General features: G+C 32.3%; 1 protein-coding gene. It reads left to right on the plus strand.

Annotation, left to right across the window (positions count from 1 at the left end; translation table 11 throughout):
- The first annotated feature begins 385 nt into the window (after positions 1–385).
- On the plus strand, positions 386–1,129 hold the full coding sequence (locus DFR79_RS16000) for a class I SAM-dependent methyltransferase (RefSeq protein WP_133516452.1): 744 nt from the start codon (positions 386–388) through the stop codon (positions 1,127–1,129).
- The last annotated feature ends 682 nt before the right edge of the window (positions 1,130–1,811 follow it).

The raw sequence follows: 1,811 nt of genomic DNA on the forward strand, positions 1-1,811 counted from the left end.
ATTTTATCAGATTATTTTAAGAAAAGGAAGAGCTTATTTCAATTTATTTTGATTAATATTTATCATTTTCTAATGGATTAATTTGATAGATAACATTAAAGCACTAATGAGTATGTTTAAGAGTTATTGAGTATATTTATTAAGAGAACTAAATAATAAAAAATAAGAAATTAAAAGAGCTGTCGTTTAACAGTCGTATAACATGGGATTGGCGCCATGCCTTCTGTCATAAAGCTTGCAGGCTAACAAATCACGGATATGAAAAAGTAAGCTTTATGCCAGTTCCTGCGGAATCAGGCACGAGCGCAAAATCCCAGTAACGTTATACGCAATAGCACAGCAAGAGCTTCTTTTACATAAACACTAACTGAAACTGGGGGATAATATGCAGAAAATAACAAAAAACTTTGTAAAAAAATCTTTTGAAAAAGCTACAGAAAACTATAGTAATGCGATTGAAAATATTGGCTTATGGGAATCAGAGAAATATGTAATCAATAAATATTTTGATAAAAATAAATCAATATTAGATGTCGGTTGTGGAGCAGGAAGAACAACATTTAACCTTTATGAAATGGGATATAAGGATATCATAGGTTTAGATTTAACTCCGGAAATGATATCTGCAGCTAAAACAATAAATAAAGAAAAACAGACTAATATTGAATTTATAGTTGGAGATGCAACTGACTTAAAATTTGAAGATAATTCTTTTGAGCAAGCACTCTTTTCATTTAATGGATTGATGCAGATACCAGAGAGAAAAAATAGAATTAAAGCATTAAAAGAGATAAAAAGAGTCTTAAACGAAAATGGTATTTTTATTTTTACAACTCATGATCGTGAAAATAACGAGAACTTTAAAGAGTTCTGGGAAAAAGAAGAAAAGATCTGGGAAGCGGGTAATCAAGATAAAAGAACTTATGAATATGGAGATAAAATCCTGCCATCAGATAATGATGATAGAGATTTATTTATACATTTTCCAAACCGAGAAGAGATAATAGAATGTTTAGAAGAAACGGGCTGGAAGCTAATAGAAGATTTTTATAGAGAAGATCTATTTAAAGAAACTAAAGAAATTAAAGAGTTTTCAACTGAATGCCGATTCTGGATAGTGAAAAAGTAAAGCTGTGCTACAGCGTATAACATGGGATTGGCGTCATGCCTTCTGTCATAAAGCTTGCATTTTAACCAATTACGGATACGAAAAAGCAAGCTTTACGCCAGTTCCTGCGGAATCAGGCACGAGCGCAAAATCCCAGTAACGTTATGTGCAATACTAACTTAAATATCAGCAAATAAGGGAAAAAGATAAAAGAAGGGTTGGGGCACCGCTAACTGACATGAATTAACTCCTGCAAATGAAGGAAATAATAATTGTAAGTTTTCAGTTGTTTTAATAATGAACTTGTAGGATTATAATCCACAAAATTATTTACATATATCAGAAAATATATTAGTCACTGTTAGATCTTCACGCACTTCGTGAAGATTTAATATAGGACAGAATTCATGAACTATCTGCTGGTTAAAAGTAAATATCAGTAGTTAGCTGGTTGAAGAAAAATGAAACTTTTTAGCGCAGCCAAGTTAGTACAGCACATAACATGGGATTGGCGTCATGACTTCTGTCATAAAGCTTGCAGGTTAACCAATAACGAATATGAAAAAGCAAGCTTTACGCCAGTTCCTAACGGAATCAGGCACGAGCGCAAATCCCAGGAACGTTAGAACGCCAGGAAGTTTAATACTTCTAGTAGAGTGAGATAAAATAATATTACAGCGAAAAAATCAGATGGTAATGATAT

This window comes from Halanaerobium saccharolyticum, assembly GCF_004362045.1.
Classification (GTDB): domain Bacteria; phylum Bacillota; class Halanaerobiia; order Halanaerobiales; family Halanaerobiaceae; genus Halanaerobium; species Halanaerobium saccharolyticum_C.